We start from the raw sequence: 15,022 nt of genomic DNA on the forward strand, positions 1-15,022 counted from the left end.
AATAATAATGCGGAAATTTTACCCTTATTTGTAAAATACCCGACGACTATTCAAATGTTTAACAATCAGTTTCTATGAAACTACGTATATCAATTATTAAAAAAATATAAATTACAAAATACTATCATTATCAAACGATTACACAGAAAACCTGAATTATGAATTACACTACAGCTTCAAGTTTAAAACTTTCGGAAGAAAAATCGAATACCTTTCCATTGGCGCTCCTGGCTTTGTTTATGGGGGTATGGCTATGGACATTGATAGACACCTCAGATATAAACAACTGGTTTCTTGAAAATACATTGACCTTCTTATTCGGAAGTACCCTGCTTCTTACATATAAAAAATACAGACTTTCAGACCTCAGCTATACCTTCATTTTTGTATACCTTAACCTTCACATTTACGGAGCTAAATACACTTATGCTGAAAATCCTTTTGGATTCTGGCTTCAGGAAGTATTACATACATCAAGAAATCATTATGACCGAATTGTTCATTTTAGTTTTGGTTTCCTGCTTGCATACCCTATGCGAGATCTGTTCAAAAACACATTTAAATTTCCTGAAAAATATTGCTGGCTTCTTCCAGCTGAAATAACACTGTCCTTCAGCGCCATGTATGAGCTGATAGAATGGGCTGTTGCAGATCTGTTATTTCCGGAGCAGGGAGCTGCTTATCTTGGTTCACAGGGAGATATCTGGGATGCGCAGAAAGATATGGGCTTGGCTTTCTCAGGGGCAATCATTATCCTGTTGTTAGTATTTATATGTCAAAAAATATTTAATGGAGCCCAGAAACAACATTCATAAAAATTCCATTTAATAAAATATAGTCAAATCAGATCAACTGTTTTGACTATATATTACAAGTTTTTCAGATACACATAAAAGTTTGTTCCAACGTTTTCTGTACTTTGAATTTCAATTTTCCCTCCGAAATTCTCTATAATTCTTTTGATAATATACAGGCCTACTCCACTTCCCTCTACATGCTGATGAGCCCGTTCAAACATATTAAAAACCTTATGCTGACTTTCCTGATTTATCCCTAGACCATTATCAGATATTGCAAGCAAAATAAAATCATCTGCCAGCCGGGTAGACAAATGAATCTCTGGTCTTCTCTCAGGAGAAGAGTATTTCAATGCATTAGATAAAAGATTATATATAATACTTCTCAGATTTTTTCTTGAATATCTGATCTTATCGATTTTGAAATCTGCAACTATAAGAGGCTCTTTACTGGCCTTTATAAGCTCCCTTATATCAAGGATTACCTCATTATAGATCTCAGAAAAAGTAAGTTCTTCAGGTTCTTGATTACTTACTCTCTGCACTTTGCTAATTTCTGTCAGATCCTTAATTGTTGTTTTAAACCTTTCAATAGAGAAAAGCATCATATCAATTAATGATTGCTGCTCTTCATCAAATGATCCCTCCGTCATATAAGCCTGAAGGAGCCCTTCAATGTTGGAGATCGGAGCTTTCAGATCGTGAGATGCTGTATAAATAAAATTATCCAGATCATTATTAATCTTTAAGAGTTCGGCATTCCTTAATTCAAGACTTTTCCGGTTATCTGCCAGTTCTTTTTTGGCTATTTCCTCATCAGTTATGTCCTGAATAATCCCACTAAATCTGTAAGGTTTGCCTTTGAGATCAAAATAACTTCTGCCCTTTGCCCTTACGATACGCTCTGCTCCGGTTTTCGAATGTAGTATTGTACAGACAACATTAAATAATCCCCCAGAACTGGAATCCAGCGATTGTTTAATGGCATCTCTGACAGTAACCTGTTCGACGCTTGCAACATTATTAATAGCCTCTTCCAAGCTTATCTCTGCATTCACAGGAATTCCCAACCAATCTTTTAACCTGTTGTTGCATTTAAAGGTATGAGTTAAAGGACTGTATTCCCAGGTAGCCAATTCGGCAGATTCTATTGCGAAATGCAATTGATCTTTACTCTCTTTTAGCTTAATTGAATTAAGAACCTTTTCAGTTGTTTCGTTGCAAACAACTAACACCCCGCCTATTCCGCCTGAATCATCAATTATTGGGCTATACCCAAATGTCCAGTAAACATCTTCTATTTTGCCATTTCTGTAAATAGGAATTAGTTGATCTTCACTCCAGGTAGCTTCCCCAGTGGTCATCACCTGATTTATCAAGGGATAAATAATGGTCCAGATTTCCTTCCAGCAATCCTTTCCCTTTTGGCCAAGTGCAAGAGGATGTTTCCCATTATTTCCTAAACTAGGGCGATATGCATCATTATAAAACTGAATTAGCTCTTCTCCCCACCAAATAAACATTGGGAACTTTGAAGACAAAACCATAGATACAACAGTCTTGAGGCTTTGGGGCCATTGCTCTATTGCCCCTACAGAAGTCTTACACCAATCAAATGTCTTGGTGAGTAATGCCATTTCTCCTTCTCCTGAAAGAAACCCCAGGTGTTTTGATTTTGAAGCCAGAGAAGATCTAGATGACATTAATTTGATTTTATTTCATTAAAATTAATAATTACTAAGAAAGTTAAATAAACGTTATCAATACTAATTATATTAATTCAACAAGAGTATATATTAACACCTGAAAACTATAAAATTGGATCTCAACAATTTCAAATTAGAAAATATAAATTTCCGGTTTCCAAATTTGTATAAACATTTATAAAAACTGAACTCCCATAATATAAAAGATATACTTTTAGATCCTTTATAAATAAGCCATATTTCGAAATATCTTTTAACCTCGTTAATAATTTGCCTTCAGAAGCAAATAAACCCTCTTCATCAATAAAGCAAAAATACTTATCATTTATTGCAACGACTTTATCATAACTTTCGGAGATACATTTGGGATTAGCTGGCAGATATCAGCTAACCACGGATCATTCACAATTACATATATGCCTGATAATAAAAGAAAATAAAAATTGTTCGTTTTCATAATAAAATAAAAATTAAAAAATAAGTCTCTCAAAAATAATTGATGTAGAAATTTCAATCAAACGCAATTAGTTCACCACTTCAAAAGATTCAATGTCAAAATCACCGTTAACAAGGGTGAAATCTATTTGCCGTATATAGGAAAAAAGTATTTCAGGGGCTACATCCTTTTTAAACTTCTTAACTCTGATTTTACCTGCATTCTGAGGTTCTGTTACTAAAAACTTTTTATCAATAGCATAAACAGTAACGACCATATCTTTATGATTCAGATACAGCCTTAACGAAATAGGTTCATATTGAAGAAGATTAACCCCCATTACCGATTCAGAAAAGGCATTAAAATCCATAGTTTCATTAAAGTTCAATGATACTGCGCCTGCCATGTCATCATACCTTGTCTCGATCTTTGGGATATGCTTTTCCATTTCCATCTTATTTTGCTTCTACATCTAAAAGTAATAAAACTATAGAATTGTTCTAAATTCCCAGACATATTTACAGACTGCAGAACAAATAAGAAGTTCGTGGGTTGTTCTTATATCACATGTAATTTTTCACGCCTAAACGTAATACATCATGAAAATAGTTTTCAAAATTATTTCAATTATAATCAGAGGCGTGCTATTCGCTATAATATACTGCTTATCAGTAATTGTATCTGAAGTATTTACAATTTACCAATTGATAAAACTGATTTTACATCCTTCCAAAAATCAGTTTAATCCACAAAAAACTCCTCTTAAAGCAAAAAATGCTTAATTAAAACATTAGAGAGTTTTATCTTAGTCCGATGAACAACCTTATTGAAATTGGACAAACAAAATAAATTTATTATCCGTGAAATTGTCAGGGAAAAATCCGAGCTTGGTCCCGGCCATATCCTTTTTGAGTTTGACAATAAGCTATCTGCAGAGAAGAAATTTAATGAATTATGCATCTTAAAAGTCAGGGAAAGCAAACTTTACGATCTACTCCTGACTCTCTCAGATGAAAGAATTTTAATGATCAATGAATATTTCACTGATCAATTTGGAAAGGCGCTTGTAAAGGAGCATCCTGATGGGGATATTGAATATTTGTTTGACACACTTGAATTTCAAATTCCTCAATCCGCTACAGACAAACAAGTTCTCGAACTAATCAACAAAGGAAAAATAAAAACTCACCTTTTGTTGGAATTTGAAGGCCCTCCTCCCTTATATACTGTGGAGAAGAACCCTGACATTACTTTTTACAACAGTGGCAAAGTTTTTCGTATGCCTGATAGTGCTACAAAATGGTATTATCATTCAGAAAATGAAGCTCGTGAAAACACAATAAAACTATTCGAGCTTGCCATCAGCAGTTATGCGTTGAAACGTATAGAATTAAACGATCTTAAAGCCTGCGACTGGGATCAATTATCTTCACTAAGAAAAGATAGCCTAGTAGATTTTGATGCAAACCTGGGAGTTATCTACATCAACGAAAGACTAAACAGAGAAGAAACCAGGTTGTTAATTTTTGCAATTAACCCTAAGCCTTTTCTTATAAGACAAACTACACTTGAGGAAGAGAAAGCTGACCATCTAAAATAGAACAGTAAGCTTTCTCTTTTTTTTAAAATCTGCTCAAACTCCCATTTTAAAATTTTTGTAGAAAATTTTATCTAAAGTCCTATCTGAAAAAGACCTTGGCAATATCCAGTTAATGACCTTTTGTGCAACGGGCGCATATCTGGAAGAGGCCTGTCTTGCTTCACAGGCATTCAATATAACCTCAGCAATTTCTTCCGGAGCCATACCTTTTTTCTCCCCTTCCAGTGCATAGTCAATAAAGTTTCTGTATGCTTTTTTATAGCTGGTATGGTCATACTCATTCAGTCTTGCTGCCTTATTCCAGATAGGAGTGCGTACATTACCAGGACCAATAATGATCACATCTACTCCATAAGGCATAAGTTCCCTTCTGAAACTTGCAGATATCGCTTCAACAGCATGTTTGGACGAGGCATATGCCCCTAAAAAAGGAGCCGATATCTTACCGGCAACAGAACTGATGTTGATTACCTTTCCCGCTCTGTTAGTGTTAAAGTCTCTTACCTTTAACATTGGCAGGAAAGCCCTTGTCGCTTTAATCAATCCTATAACATTTACATCAAAAATATTCTGTATTTCTTGAATGTTCTGATATTCTAGGGGACCAGCCAATGCCATTCCAGCATTGTTAATCAAACAATCCAGAGGTTTTCCATTTAGCTCTTTTCTAACAACTTCTGCACATTTTTCAATTTCATCCAATTGACATACATCCATTATCAAAGGGTAAAAGTCAAAACCCAATAAGGCTTTCAGCTTTTGAGCATCATTGACATTTCTTACAGATCCAAACACTCTATATCCTTTAGAAAGATAAAGCTTGGCCGTAGCGTTTCCAATACCAGAAGAAACACCAGTAATCACAACCGTTTTTTGAGTCATTGTTATTAATATTGATTTCAGGCAAAGTAAGAGTATGGATACTGAAAAAATTTTGCCTTTTGGCAAAAACTCACCGATATCGTTTCCTTATCCGACTAAGAGTATATTGACTTACTCCGAGATATGATGCAATAATATTCAAAGGAACTCTCTGTACAATTTCCGGCTGCCTTTCCATTAATTTCTGATATCTGGTATAGGCATCATCCAGCACCATTTCATTACTAAGTTTTAATTTCTCTAAAAGAGCTTTTTCAGTTAACTTTCTAATAATACTATTCCAGTTAGAAATATTGACTGCAAAATACTCCATTGCTTCTCTTGTTATGATAACCAATTCCATATCTGTAAGAGCCTGAAGATATTCTTTTGAGGAAGTCCTATCATTAAAACTTGTCAGATCCACAGCGAAATGTCCTTCATCAATAAAATACCTGGTGAATTCTTCTCCAATTTCATTTAAAAACTGAACTCTGATTATTCCAGATTTAACAAAACCTATTTTATTACATACAGTAAGTACCTAATTCCAGAAAAAAACTACCTTTTTTCAATTTTTCTGTATATAAAAAACTTCGTAAAATTTCTTTACTAGCCTCACTCAGGGGCTCGACTTTATTAAAAAATTCAATTAAATATTCCATTTACTACCAAGGAACAAATTCTACCCTTAATCCCCAAATTTTTTCGCTTAAAAAGAGCTTTACTCACAAATTATAACACTCATCTTTTAAACTTACTTTGACGAATACTACTCACTTAATCAAAATACTAGTTGAAATTTTAATCATATTAAACATTTTATATAATACTAAAAAATAATCAAATCGAATTTTCAACTTAAATAATCAAAATATAATTTTTTTACGAAAAACTAACACAAATATTATTATTATTATATAAATACCCTATATGATAAAAATTAAAACCCATATAAATAATCTAAAACAATTAATTGATTTACATGTTTATTTGGGGATAATAATAAAAAAACTCCAAAAACATTAGGATATATTATCCTTTATGTTTAAAATTAAATTATTAGAAAATTAATATTTTTATGAAAGACAGCATCCAACTCAGCGACAATTCAGTTTTCTCCTCCTATAATTTGGAGAAAAACCTTTATGATGAGGTCTTCGACCAAACCGGTAAGGTAAAAAAGTACTACCAGAAAGTTTTATCTTTATTTAATAAACTTACATTACAAGACTTAAAGAAGCTGAATGAATTTGCGAGGGCTTCCTTTTTCAATCAGGGAGTTACTTTTGCTGTCTATTCGGATAACATGAAAGGTGTTGAACGAATATTCCCCTTTGACTTATTTCCGAGAATCATAACTTTAAAAGAATGGGAAAACCTTGAAAAAGGTATTATTCAAAGAAACAGGGCTATCAATATGTTTCTTTATGACATTTACCATGACAGAAAGGTTTTGAAAGATAAAATCGTTCCCTCCGAACTTATATTTTCATCCAATTACTACCTTAAGGAAATGATTGGATTTACCCCGCCGGGTAAAGTTTATACACACATTTCCGGAACCGATTTAATTAAACACAAAGACGGAGAATATTATGTCTTGGAAGATAATCTTCGTTGTCCTTCAGGTGTAAGCTATGTCCTGTCTAACAGGGAGGCTATGAAAAGAACCTTGTCCAAGGTATTCTCAAGCTATAATATAAAACCCGTTCACGATTATCCGGAACAGCTTTTATCCATGATCCAATCGGTAGCCCCGGAAGGAGTAGACAATCCCACCTGCGTCGTACTCACTCCCGGAATGTATAATTCAGCGTACTATGAGCATTCATTCCTTGCTCAAAGCATGGGGATACAACTTGTTGAAGGAAGAGACCTTTATGTTGACAAAAATTTTGTCTATATGAAGACACTGCACGGCGCTAAAAGAATCGATGTAATCTACAGACGTATAGATGATGACTTTATAGATCCTCTTTGCTTCAGAGCAGATTCGGTACTCGGAATTCCAGGACTAATGGGCTGCTACAGAGAAGGAAATGTTACTATCATCAATGCACCAGGCACAGGAGCTGTAGATGACAAAGCTGTCTATACTTACATTCCGGACATTATCAAATATTATCTTTCCGAAGAACCAATATTAAAAAATGTACACACCTATCGGTGTGAGTTGGAAGAGGACTTTAAGTATGTTATGGAAAACATGGAAAATCTTGTAGTTAAACCAGTGGACGAATCGGGAGGATATGGCATATTCATGGGCCATAAATCCACAGCAGAACAGAGAAAGGAGTTTCAGGAAAGAATTAAAAAGAATCCTAGAAAGTATATAGCTCAGCCCATCATGTCTTTGTCTGTTCATTCAACTTTTATTGAAGAGTCTGAGTTTTTTGAGCCAAGACATATCGACCTTAGAAGCTTTTGCCTGATGGGTAAAAATAAGGATTTTGTTCTTAAAGGTGGATTATCAAGAGTAGCTTTAAAAAAGGGAAGCCTTATTGTAAACTCCTCACAAGGTGGAGGCTCCAAAGACACCTGGGTATTAGAAGGTTAAACAACTATGCTATCAAGAATCGCAAATAGTCTGCTCTGGATGGGTCGTTACCTTGAAAGAGCTCAACATACTGCCCGTTATGTGAATGTTCATTATTTTTCTGCTTTGGATGCACCCAATTTATCCAAAAAAGAATATGTATTGGATTCTATTTCATGCATGACAGGCCTTAGTTATGAATATGATGAAGACATTCTTAATCTCGAAGATCAGAATCTTATTTATAAAATCACACTTGATGAAACCAATCCGGTTTCCATCAAATCCTTTATCAATAATGCAAGAGAAAATGCCAGAGGAGCCAGGGACATTCTCTCTTCAGAGCTTTGGGAATCTATCAATAAGTTTTACCATAGCGCCAATGAATATCAAAGCAAAACACTTTCTGAAGAAGAGATACTTAGCTTCACTGAAATGGTAGTGCACCAGTGCGCGATCGTAAATGGTTATATTGATCACAGCCTACTTCATGATGAAACATGGTCGCTTATACAATTAGGCATACATACTGAAGCGGCAGGACAGCTGACACGTATGCTTATAGCAAAGGTTCGTGACATTGAAAAAACAGAACAGCTGAAGCTCGGGAAGGCAATGGAAACATATCAGTGCATTGCTATGCTAAAGAGTGCTGAAGGATATGATATGAGCAGGGTACATTATAAATCTGTCCCAAACCTTAAAAAAGCTCTTGAATTTCTTATTCTCAATAAAGATTTCCCAAGATCCATTATATTTAATCTGGAAGCAGTAAATGATTGTCTTCAAAAAATCAGCCTTGTAAAAGGGGAAGAAAAAGGTTCTGTGGAATTCTTTGCGGGAAAACTGCAAGCTTCTTATAGTTACCTCACTATAGAAGAAATTCAAGACAAAATACTTCCCTTTCTTGAGAAAACACTTGATGATTTATATAAACTGGGATCGCTGGTGGACCAGAAAATTTCTTAACATAAAAATATGTCTACTTTTTTTGACATTGTATATCAGTCCATAAGCGAATATGAATATCCTGTTAAGGAAGCATTTTTCGAGTTTATGATCTCTCCTTGCGAATGCGAGTTTCAGACGTTAGTTGAATTTCAGATAAAAACTTCTACTGGACAAGATGTTTTCACTACTAAAAACAGTTTTGGATTTAATCAGATAAGAATAAGACCTGCAGGTTATTTCAAAAGTTTTAAACTGGAATATTCTACAAAGGTCAAAAAGGGTGGAATTAATAATAATGACAACCTCAGACCTTCAGCACATGAGCAGTGGGCCGAAATAAACTCAACAAACTTTTATATAGACAATTTTCTTTATCTCCATGCCTCCCCTCTCACTATTATTCCCAAACAAAATCAGAATGAAATTTTAATTTACCGAAGAAGTTCTGATCTGCTTGACTATTCCCTGGAATTAAATTCACATATTCATAACCTTATATCTTATGAAAAAGAAGTAACAAATGTAAACACTACAGCAGCAGAGGTTATCCTATTAAAGAAGGGTGTTTGTCAGGATTATACACATTTGTTCCTAGCTATGGCAAGAAGCAACGGGCTTGCCTGCCGCTATGTATCAGGTTACCTTGACCAGGGAACAACTTATACAGGCACTTCCGGAATGCATGCCTGGGCAGAAGTTTATATTCCAGGAATGGGCTGGACAGGCTTTGACCCTACCAATAACTCCCGTGTCAACATCCAATATATAAAAGTTGCCCATGGAAGAGATTATAACGATTGCAGCCCGATTAAAGGAGTGCTGCTTTCTATCGGAGAAAATAAAACACACCATCTTGTTCATGTAAGTCAGCAGCAACAATAATATCAACATTTAGATTAAATTATAAAATATTGTTTATCACATGACCTATTGTTTAGGAATTAAATTAAAATCAGGACTTGTTGCGTTATCAGATACAAGAATAACTTCAGGATCAGAAACTACTACTGCCAAAAAAGTATATGTTTATCAAAAAGAACGACATGCTGTGTTCATTATGACAAGCGGTCTGAGATCAGTGAGAGATAAAGCTCTTACCTACTTTAAAGATGTAATAGAGGAAAACGAAGGCGAACATTTTAACAAATTATATAAAATTGTTAACGCATTTGGCTCTCAGTTGCGAAGGGTAGCTGAAGAAGACAGAAGTTCACTTGAAAGATCCGGTCTGTTCATTAACCTGTTTACCATAGTTGGAGGACAACTTGAAGACGATGAAGAGCATAAGCTATTTCTACTTTACCCAGAAGGAAACTGGATAGAAATTTCTACCAGCACCCCTTTCGTAATAATAGGAAACTCAGGTTATGGGAAACCTATACTCAACAGAATACTGACTTATGAAACAGATTTTAATGAAGCGTTAAAAGCTGGCTTTCTATCTTTTGATTCAACAAGAGTAAGTGCCAATGATGTTGATTATCCTCTGGATGTTGTATTGTATAAGTCCGATACATTTAATATGGTGGAGCATAGATATGAAAAAGATGACCTTCACTACATTTCAGCAAAGTGGGAAGAAGAGTTGAGAGCGGCTCTGAAAAATATCCCGGAAGACTGGGTAACTGCAGCTCTGAATAAACTTTAAAAAACAAGTCAGAATCTCCCTTAAAACCCTTTTCCTATTAAGGAAAAGGGTTATTGGGAAAATTAAACTAAACGATACTATTTTAGAAACGAAATGGGATACTTTTGATTGTACTTCATGATAAACATAAATGTTTTTACATCCTTCTTCCCTTTAAATCTTTTATAGTCATTTAATAGCTCTGCATCCTTAGAAAGGAGATTTGCAAGTTGTTTTTTATTAAGCAAAAACACTTCTCCATTTTCAAAATTCATAATGTATTTATCCGCCTGAGTTTTTCTTCCCGGATCCATCATGTTCCGTCTGGTAATATGGGTGTATGCATGGGAATAATAAGCATCGTTGAAATCAAGCATTGGAGAGACCTTTACAAAAAAACAAATACTACCGATGATATCAAGTCTGGCAAAACGGCCGTATGAGTTACAATAAACCCTTCTACCGTCTGAATACCCCCAATATTCCGTATTTTTAAGCCATTTCAGCTGCCCATTCTCATAAATGTAAATTTTTTTATGACTCAATAGGTCTTTAAAAAAATGGATAGAATTTGAATCCAGATCAGTTTTAATAGCAGATAAAGGTAATGGAGAATTATTCTTAAAATCATCATAAGTAAGGTAAATCCCCTTTTTAAACTTAAAATCAGGCGTATAAACTACCAGAGAATCTTCCGGGTCAGTGTTTACACAAGTACTATCCTGCCCCATTACATTCAGGGTGATCAAGACTAAAATAGCTAGCAAGGTACTCTTCATAATTCAATCAAATATTCCATTAGCTGGGTCGGTAAAAGCTAACGAAAGCCAAAAGATTAAATTATTTTTTATAGCTATTTCACATAACTATTTTCCAGATGCAGAAGGCGAATATCTTTATATGGATGTGAGTCATCCAGGGAATACTCTATTACCCGGGTATTTGCAGTGGGAGTTAGACTTAAATCAGAATCATTATAGACTGGAAATTGTCTTACCAGGTATTTCCCCTGAATAAAAAGTGAATCCTGCCCCATATATCCTTCCATAAGCTTGGGATTTGGCTCAGGAAAAGCTAACTGAACTACCTCATCACTACCAAATTCATATCCGACAAAACTACCTTTTGCATTATTACCTCTACCGATTACAAATGCATATATTTCCGGAAGATTGTTATTATTGAGATCACCTGTTTTTACTCCGTAAACTTTTCCATTAACTATCCTTATTAAAGTATCATTAAGTTCTGGTGATTTTATGATAATGGTAATTTTTTTCAAACTGCTTGTTCCTTTTACTGAAACATTAAAAGTAACATCGTTAAAATGTAATACTTGCTCCAGACTTTCAGGAATCTTTGAGAACCGAAAATATTCTTCCTGATTTCCTCTGCAAGAGAATAAGGTTATACCAATCAGCCAAAGATAAACATTCAACTTCATTATCAATGAATTAATCAAAATCAGCAACAATTGTTTCCGATAAATATCTTAGAAATAATACTTTCACTCATCCCCACCTATTCTCATTCTCTACTCCATTTTGTCTTTCTAAACTTATTTTATCATTTTTGTGGCACTAAAATCAATCCCCTTATCAATGTCTAAAATAAATTTGTTTCTGACAGGCTTACTTTTCTTAACTATAGCTTTTTCCTGCCAGAAAGTCGACCCCGCAAATGATCTTTCATTTGAGGATCAGGATATATATGTCACCAATCATGACAAGAACTTTGATTTCAATACAGTAAAAACTTATTTTATAAGCAATAAAGTTACTCCCTTAAAACTTACCAGTGATACTACACAATATAAAAACGTAGACACTGCATTCATTTCCCTTATAAATACGAATCTTGCCCAAAGAGGATTTATTCGAGTAGATAAAAATGCAAATCCTGATGTTATTGTAATTATATCCCGCTTGTTGTTTTACACTGGTGGAAATGACTTTTCTTATATTAACAATGGGATTTATGAAGGACTTGCAAATCCTGATACAATTCTTTTTCCAAAACCATTCTCAGCACCTTTAGAATTCACTAATCCAGCAGTAATAAGCGGAAGCTTATCTATTGATATGGTGAATGCAAAATCATCAACCGACTCTTTAAATATTATTTGGAATGGTATTGTTGTTGGAGCATTAATAAGCGCATTTCCCGGAACTGAACAAAGAACCAAAGATGGCATCAATAGTCTTTTTAAACAGTCTCCCTATTTATTTGCAGGACAATAAACTCAACAAACACATACAGACTTCATACTCAAAAGATGAGAAAATATATTTTACTGGTCTTAATGACCATAATACTAGTCTTCGCTCAAAGCATTTGCAAAGCTCAGGATAATATAAGGTCACTGTTCTCCTATAACTATGGAATGGGTTTCGCTTCCGGGGATTTAAAGTCGTATATAGACAAAAAATTATTTGATGGCTTTTCCATAGAAAGCAGATATTTTATCAACAAGAACCTATCTGTTGGATTGAATCTGGGCTATAATGATTTCAGAAAATATTTTGACCGGCAAGAGTATCCTACAGCAAGTGGTAATATATCTGCAGTACAGACGAGATATTTCAATACTGTTCCTGTGCTGGCAACAGGTTTTTATTACCTCAATTCTATATCAGCATTCAAGCCATACGCTGGTATCGGAATAGGTGCATTTGTAAGTAATTATCAGAAGTATCTTTCGACTTTAGAATCCAAACATACTAAAACAAGTTTTGGCTTGCGTCCTGAGATTGGTACGCTAATAAATCTGAAAAACGGCCTGGGGCTTATCGTTTCCGGAAGGTATAACTATGCCACTTACTCCTACCAGGAATTCAGTAGTCTGGGCTACTTCGAATTCAATTTCGGACTATCTTTTTCTATTGAAAAATAAATTCCTCCTAAGTAAATAAAAGAAATAAAGAGCGCTTTCATTTCTTTTATTTACTTAACATCTTTTTACGAGTTCACCACTGAGCATTCCCTTACTGCTTCATATACAAACCTTAACTGAAAGGATTAAACATATCTCTTTTCCATGCAGTTCTTTTTAAAGGTTAATAAGTATGAAGACTATCAGTATAGTAGGCGGAGGATTCTGCGGATGCATGCTCACATTGCACTTACTAAAAAAAAGGCAATCTAAAATAAAAATACATCTAATTGATAAGTCCGAAAAACTGTGCAAAGGAGCAGCATATTCTACAGAATTCAACTTTCATTTGCTGAATGTCAACGCTGGCAAAATGAGCGCTTTACAATCTGATGAAGATAATTTCATTAACTGGCTGAAAGAGAATAAATATCCTTATAACAACGAAGACTATGTGCCCCGAAAGCTTTATGGAAACTATCTTTCAAATCTTCTTTACCATGAGTTGAATGAGGCCCCCGATAATGTTGACATTCACATTGAAGAGGCAATTGACGTCACGTTGGAAAATGATAAAGCAGTTATACTACTTGAAAGTGGAAAAAAAATCATTAGTGATAAAGTAGTTCTGGCCCCGGGAAATTTTTCTCCTCAATCAGACAATGACCCTTTTGAAAAATACATTGATGATGGTATATATTTCACGAATCCGTGGAATCATCAAACGATCATTGATAAAATTCATAAGGAAGAAGATATTCTTATTCTTGGAACCGGATTAACAATGATTGATTTATGCACAACCTTATACTTTAATTCTCACAAAGGGAAAATACATGCCTTTAGCAGACATGGCTTTTTACCTGCTGTGCATAAACCAGTGTATTTCTATGAACCTTTTTATCATGAAATCGAAAAGACCAGCTCTTTATCCGAGGTTTTATCCATAGTAAAAAAACATCTGCACAGCCACAAACAACAAGGTGGAGACTGGAGAGATATTATTGACAGTTTAAGACCTTATAACCAGAAAATCTGGATGAATTTTTCCACTAATGACAAAGCGCTTTTCATTCAAAAATTAAACAGACTATGGAGTATTTCAAGACACAGAATACCGCAGGAATATCAAATAACTATTGATGAATTATTAAAGAATAATATGTTGGAGATTCATTCAGGTAAAATAGATACAATTGTAAAAACTGGAAGAAAACTAAATATAACAGTTAGAAAAAAGAACAATGAACAACCTACCTCCCTTAGTGTTCATAGGGTTATAAACTGCACAGGTCCACAGCTGAACTATCTCAAATTACAAAATCCATTGATAAAAAATATGATTCAAAAAGGGCTGATTCACCCTGGGCCTCTCAATTTGGGAGTTGATGCTACACCAGAAGGAAAAGTAAAAAATCACTATAATGAAAATATCATTTATGCTCTTGGTTCTGCACTCACAGGAGTACTATTTGAATCAACTGCAGTACCGGAATTAAGGGTACAAGCGGAGGTTCTTGCAGATATTTTATTATTCTCAGAATTACCTGTACCCAATAATCATACTACATTTTTCCAGAACCCTTAAAGTCATTCATATAGAATATTTTTCGTAAATTTACCCTAGCAGGCA

General features: G+C 34.5%; 15 protein-coding genes. 9 read left to right on the forward strand and 6 right to left on the reverse strand.

The genetic code is table 11. The features are described 5' to 3' along the window. Positions 1-158: 158 nt before the first annotated feature. On the forward strand, positions 159-815 hold the full coding sequence (locus tag MYP_RS11715) for a DUF2238 domain-containing protein (RefSeq protein WP_045463361.1): 657 nt from the start codon (positions 159-161) through the stop codon (positions 813-815). 53 nt (positions 816-868) lie between these two features. On the opposite strand, the gene MYP_RS25000 is transcribed toward MYP_RS11715, so the two are convergent. After that, positions 869-2,500: a PAS domain-containing sensor histidine kinase gene (locus tag MYP_RS25000; RefSeq protein WP_052430124.1), complete on the reverse strand. Its 1,632-nt coding sequence runs from the start codon at positions 2,498-2,500 to the stop codon at positions 869-871. 527 nt (positions 2,501-3,027) lie between these two features. Next, positions 3,028-3,387, reverse strand: a complete 360-nt coding sequence (locus MYP_RS11730) for a hypothetical protein (RefSeq protein ID WP_156140518.1) — start codon at positions 3,385-3,387, stop codon at positions 3,028-3,030. A 384-nt stretch (positions 3,388-3,771) separates the two neighbouring features. Here MYP_RS11730 and MYP_RS11740 point away from each other — a divergent pair, with 384 nt between their 5' ends. Continuing rightward, positions 3,772-4,539, forward strand: coding sequence for a hypothetical protein (locus MYP_RS11740; RefSeq protein ID WP_156140520.1), 768 nt, complete (start codon positions 3,772-3,774; stop codon positions 4,537-4,539). A gap of 33 nt (positions 4,540-4,572) precedes the next feature. Here the strand turns inward: MYP_RS11740 and MYP_RS11745 are convergent, their stop codons facing one another. Both MYP_RS11745 and MYP_RS25005 read right to left on the reverse strand, forming a co-directional pair. Then, positions 4,573-5,421 (reverse strand): SDR family oxidoreductase, encoded by an 849-nt coding sequence (locus MYP_RS11745; protein WP_045463377.1) that lies wholly within the window; start codon positions 5,419-5,421, stop codon positions 4,573-4,575. Positions 5,422-5,491: 70 nt separating this feature from the next. Continuing rightward, on the reverse strand, positions 5,492-5,827 hold the full coding sequence (locus MYP_RS25005) for a hypothetical protein (RefSeq protein ID WP_052430125.1): 336 nt from the start codon (positions 5,825-5,827) through the stop codon (positions 5,492-5,494). A gap of 654 nt (positions 5,828-6,481) precedes the next feature. On the opposite strand from MYP_RS25005, the gene MYP_RS11755 reads away from it, so the two are divergent. The 4 genes from MYP_RS11755 to MYP_RS11770 are packed head-to-tail and all read left to right on the forward strand — an operon-like array spanning position 6,482 to position 10,538. Continuing rightward, complete coding sequence (locus tag MYP_RS11755) at positions 6,482-7,960, forward strand: circularly permuted type 2 ATP-grasp protein (protein WP_045463378.1); 1,479 nt, start codon at positions 6,482-6,484, stop codon at positions 7,958-7,960. A 6-nt stretch (positions 7,961-7,966) separates the two neighbouring features. Continuing rightward, a complete protein-coding gene (locus MYP_RS11760) occupies positions 7,967-8,908 on the forward strand; it encodes an alpha-E domain-containing protein (protein WP_045463381.1) in 942 nt (313 codons plus the stop codon). Between the two features lie 9 nt (positions 8,909-8,917). Continuing rightward, entirely contained in the window at positions 8,918-9,772 is an 855-nt protein-coding gene (locus tag MYP_RS11765) for a transglutaminase-like domain-containing protein (RefSeq protein ID WP_045463385.1), read from the forward strand. Positions 9,773-9,812: 40 nt separating this feature from the next. Continuing rightward, a complete protein-coding gene (locus tag MYP_RS11770; protein WP_045463388.1) occupies positions 9,813-10,538 on the forward strand; it encodes a peptidase in 726 nt (241 codons plus the stop codon). Between the two features lie 77 nt (positions 10,539-10,615). Here the strand turns inward: MYP_RS11770 and MYP_RS11775 are convergent, their stop codons facing one another. Together MYP_RS11775 and MYP_RS11780 are read right to left on the reverse strand one after the other, a co-directional pair. Continuing rightward, positions 10,616-11,296: a hypothetical protein gene (locus MYP_RS11775; protein ID WP_156140522.1), complete on the reverse strand. Its 681-nt coding sequence runs from the start codon at positions 11,294-11,296 to the stop codon at positions 10,616-10,618. A 74-nt stretch (positions 11,297-11,370) separates the two neighbouring features. Next, entirely contained in the window at positions 11,371-11,961 is a 591-nt protein-coding gene (locus MYP_RS11780; RefSeq protein WP_045463395.1) for a hypothetical protein, read from the reverse strand. Between the two features lie 157 nt (positions 11,962-12,118). Between MYP_RS11780 and MYP_RS11785 the strand changes: the two genes are divergently transcribed. From MYP_RS11785 to MYP_RS11795, 3 genes are all read left to right on the forward strand, one after another. Continuing rightward, positions 12,119-12,757 (forward strand): DUF4136 domain-containing protein, encoded by a 639-nt coding sequence (locus MYP_RS11785; RefSeq protein WP_045463397.1) that lies wholly within the window; start codon positions 12,119-12,121, stop codon positions 12,755-12,757. 35 nt (positions 12,758-12,792) lie between these two features. Beyond that, positions 12,793-13,410 carry an outer membrane beta-barrel protein gene (locus tag MYP_RS11790; protein WP_081990489.1) on the forward strand — a complete coding sequence of 206 codons (618 nt, stop codon included), beginning with the start codon at positions 12,793-12,795 and terminating at the stop codon, positions 13,408-13,410. 172 nt (positions 13,411-13,582) lie between these two features. After that, on the forward strand, positions 13,583-14,977 hold the full coding sequence (locus MYP_RS11795) for an FAD/NAD(P)-binding protein (RefSeq protein WP_045463401.1): 1,395 nt from the start codon (positions 13,583-13,585) through the stop codon (positions 14,975-14,977). Positions 14,978-15,022: the final 45 nt, after the last annotated feature.

Origin of the sequence: Sporocytophaga myxococcoides (assembly GCF_000775915.1) — a bacterium.
Lineage (GTDB): Bacteria > Bacteroidota > Bacteroidia > Cytophagales > Cytophagaceae > Sporocytophaga > Sporocytophaga myxococcoides_A.